The sequence below is a fragment of the Endozoicomonas sp. ONNA2 genome, from assembly GCF_024606365.1.
GTDB lineage: Bacteria > Pseudomonadota > Gammaproteobacteria > Pseudomonadales > Endozoicomonadaceae > Endozoicomonas.
Window position 1 is genome coordinate 1 of the sequence record NZ_JAHHPO010001145.1, and the last position, 3,462, is coordinate 3,462.

At 52.4% G+C, this 3,462-nt stretch carries 4 protein-coding genes; all 4 read left to right on the plus strand.

Features of this window, described 5'->3' with window-relative positions:
- A partial coding sequence (locus KDK14_RS20285) for an ankyrin repeat domain-containing protein (protein ID WP_257267053.1) occupies positions 1-1,166 on the plus strand: 1,166 nt, incomplete at its 5' end.
- A gap of 166 nt (positions 1,167-1,332) precedes the next feature.
- Complete coding sequence (locus KDK14_RS20290; RefSeq protein ID WP_257267054.1) at positions 1,333-2,211, plus strand: NAD(+) kinase; 879 nt, start codon at positions 1,333-1,335, stop codon at positions 2,209-2,211.
- Between the two features lie 26 nt (positions 2,212-2,237).
- Positions 2,238-3,116, plus strand: coding sequence for a rhomboid family intramembrane serine protease (locus KDK14_RS20295; protein WP_257267055.1), 879 nt, complete (start codon positions 2,238-2,240; stop codon positions 3,114-3,116).
- A gap of 15 nt (positions 3,117-3,131) precedes the next feature.
- Complete coding sequence (locus tag KDK14_RS20300; protein WP_257267056.1) at positions 3,132-3,401, plus strand: YeaC family protein; 270 nt, start codon at positions 3,132-3,134, stop codon at positions 3,399-3,401.
- Positions 3,402-3,462 lie beyond the last annotated feature (61 nt).

Sequence of the window (3,462 nt, forward strand, 5' to 3'; positions counted from 1 at the left end):
TGCAAAACGGCCATGTTGAGTGCGTGAAGAGTTACCTGGATCGGGTCATGGCCAGTTCCTTGAGCGACGAGGTCAAACTGAATCTGCTGATGGCGAAATCCAACGATGGTGTTCCCGGGTTCTACGCAGCACTGCACAATGGCCACGGTGAGTGCGTCAAAAGTTACTGGGATCGGGTGATGGACAGCCCCTTCAGCGACGGGGTCAAACTGAATCTGCTGATGGCGAAATCCGACTGTGGTTTTCCCGGGTTATTCATGGCAATGCGAAATGGCCACGGTGAGTGTGTGCAGCGTTACCTGGATTTGGTCATGGCCAGCCCCTTCAGCGAGGAGGTCAAACGGGACCTGCTGATGGCGAAATCCCCCGAAGGTTTTCCCGGGTTCTTGGTGGCACTGCAACACGGCCACTGGGAGTGTGTGAAGAGTTACCTGGATCAGGTCCTGGCCAGCTCCTTGAGCGATAAGGTCAAACAGGACCTGCTGATGGCGGAATCCGACAGCGGTTTTCCCGGGCTCTACGTGGCACTGCAATACGGCCACGTGGCGTGTGTGAAGAGTTACCTGGATCGGGTCCTGGCCAGTTCCTTGAGCGACGAGGTCAAACTGAATCTGCTGATGGCGAAATCCCCCGGGGGTTTTCCCGGGCTCTGCGTAGCACTGCGAAACGGCCATGGGGAGTGCGTGAAGAGTTACCTGGATCAGATCCTGGCCAGCTCCCTGAGCGACGAGGTCAAACAGGACCTGCTGATGGCGAAATCCGACAGCGGTCTTCCCGGGCTCTTCGTGGCACTGCAAAACGGCCACGGGGAGTGCGTGAAGATTTACCTGGATCGGGTCCTGGCCAGCCTCTTCAGCGACGAGTTCAAATTGAATCTGCTGATGGCGAAATCCGATAAGGGTTTGCCGGGGCTATTAAAGGCGCTGCAAAATGGCCATGAGGCGTGCGTCAGGGATTACCTGAGTCTGGTCATGGCCGGTCCCTTCAGGGATAAGGTCAAACGAAACCTGCTGATGGCGATCCGGGGCGATGGTATTTCCGGGCTTTGCGTGCCACTGGAAAATGGCAAACGGGAATGCCTGGAGACGTACGCTACAAAGGTTATTAATAGCATTTTAAGTAACGATCAAAAACAATCATTGATATCGGTGACTCTGGCTAATTGAACGATCATTGCCATTTTGGGTGGATGTCCATTCTGCTGTCTGTTGTGGAACCTGTTTTGGAACCTGTTGTAGAACCTGCTAAAGAGTATCATGTATGCTTTGATGTAAAATTCTGTTCATGACTAACGTATACTAACTCTCATTCCGGGGCGACATTACTGAGTTTATGGAACACTTCAAAATTGTCGGAGTAACCGGCCGCCAGGGGCGTGTTCAGGTGCAGGATACTCTGAGGCATCTGGCCGACTTTCTGCAGGAGCAGGGGGTGACCGTTATTCTGGATGAGCAGCTGGGCAGTCTGCTGCCAGGCTACACCATGATCAGTCGTGAGCAAATGGGGCAGCAGTGTGACCTGGTGATCGTCGTGGGGGGGGATGGAAGCATGCTGGGCGCTGCCCGGACACTGGCGCTATACGATATTCCCGTGATCGGTATTAACCGCGGGCGCCTGGGGTTTTTAACCGATATCTCCCCGGATGAGCTGGATGACCAGCTTGCCGAAGTGCTTGAGGGACGTTACCTGGCCGAGCACCGTTTTCTGCTTGAAGCCCGCGTCCGCCGCCAGGGTAAAATTATTGGCCAGGGGGATGCCTTGAATGATGTGGTGCTCCATCCCGGCAAGTCGACCCGGATTATTGAATTCGAGCTTTATATCGACGGGCAGTTCGTTTACAAACAGCGGGCAGACGGATTGATTATTGCTACACCAACCGGTTCAACCGCCTACGCGCTGTCCGGCGGTGGTCCCATTATGCACCCCAGGCTGGACGCCATTGTTCTGGTGCCTATGTACCCCCACATGTTAACCAATCGCCCCCTGGTGGTGGATGGCGATAGCGAGCTGAAACTGGTAATTCGCCATGAAAACACCATATCCCCGCAGATCAGCTGTGATGGACAGATTCATATCACCTCGGCACCGGGTGATGAAATTACAATTCATAAGAAGTCTCAGCGTTTAAAGCTATTGCACCCTTTGAACCATAATTTTTATGAGTCCTGTCGTTCCAAGTTGCGCTGGAACTATCAGGAAGAACGCTGTTAATTTCCATAAGGACTTTTTTTCACGTTATGCATAGGGCATTGGAACTCCCCGTAGACATTAACCTGAGCGACCTGTCCTACTTTCTGTATACCCGGGGTATTCCCCATAAGGTCACAGAAGAGTCAGGCAAACAGGTGGTCTGGACTGAGAATGAGGAAATGTCTCTCATTGTGGCCAACCTTTACCAGCAATGGCAGTCCGGGGAGTTGACATTACCGTCAGCTCCCCCCAAAAAAGGAGTGAATGCGGGTGGTTTTCTAAAGCACATTTCCTGGCAGAAAATGCCGGTCACCTTGCTGTTTATGCTGGCCTCTATGGTGGTAGTGCTGATCACTCGTGCTGGTACCGACTGGCACACAATAGCCTGGTTTTCCTTTATTCCGTTTGAGGTGGCCAATGGTTATCTCTACTTTGGCAGTTTGGGCATGGGGCTTGATCAGGGGGAATACTGGCGTCTGTTCAGTCCGGTCTTTCTCCACTTTGGCCTGACGCATCTGGCCTTCAATATGCTGGCGCTTTATATTTTTGGCAGTCGGCTGGAGACTCGTCAGGGGGGTATTCACCTGCTGGCCATCATCGTGTTTACTGCGGTGATTTCCAATTTTGCCCAGTATTTCTGGGGTGGGGATGATACTATTTTTGGTGGCTTTTCCGGTGTTGTGTATGGCCTGATGGGGTATTGCATGACGCGGGAAAAGGTTGACCGACACTGGCATTTTGGTCTCCCGCCGTTTTACTACGGCTTTATGCTGACGTGGCTGGTCCTTGGCTATACCGACATCCTGGGCAGCATTGGTTTTGGTAATATGGCCAATGCAGCCCATACCGGAGGCCTTGTGGCAGGTTGTTTGCTCGGTGCCATTGCCGGTTTGCTGTTTAAAGAAAGACATATCGAAAAGGATTGAAAAGGGTTGGCCACCATGCAGTTAGATGCTTTTCTGGCAAAGATGACGCCTGCTATCCATCAGGCATTAAAGCAGGCCCTTGAACTGGGTAAATGGCCTGATGGACGGGCCATGAGCGAAGCAGAGCGGGATGCCAGCCTGCAGGCGGTGATTGTTTATGAACACGAACACCTGCCAGCGTCCGAACGGGTCGGCTACATGCCCGACAAATGTAAATCCACTGGCACATCTTCTCAAGAGAATGGCTCTGCTGAGGATGCAACCATTCTGCGATTCAGGAACTGAATATTGTCTAAGTAGTTGGCCAAATGGAATCGTATATTTCTGGCTAAGTGGACAGTTACTA

Bases quoted from the DNA above. Each gene is read 5' to 3' on its own strand.
- KDK14_RS20295 (WP_257267055.1), top strand. From the start codon at position 2,238: ATGCATAGGGCATTGGAACTCCCCGTAGACATTAACCTGAGCGACCTG.
- KDK14_RS20300 (WP_257267056.1), top strand. From the start codon at position 3,132: ATGCAGTTAGATGCTTTTCTGGCAAAGATGACGCCTGCTATCCATCAG.
- KDK14_RS20290 (WP_257267054.1), top strand. From the start codon at position 1,333: ATGGAACACTTCAAAATTGTCGGAGTAACCGGCCGCCAGGGGCGTGTT.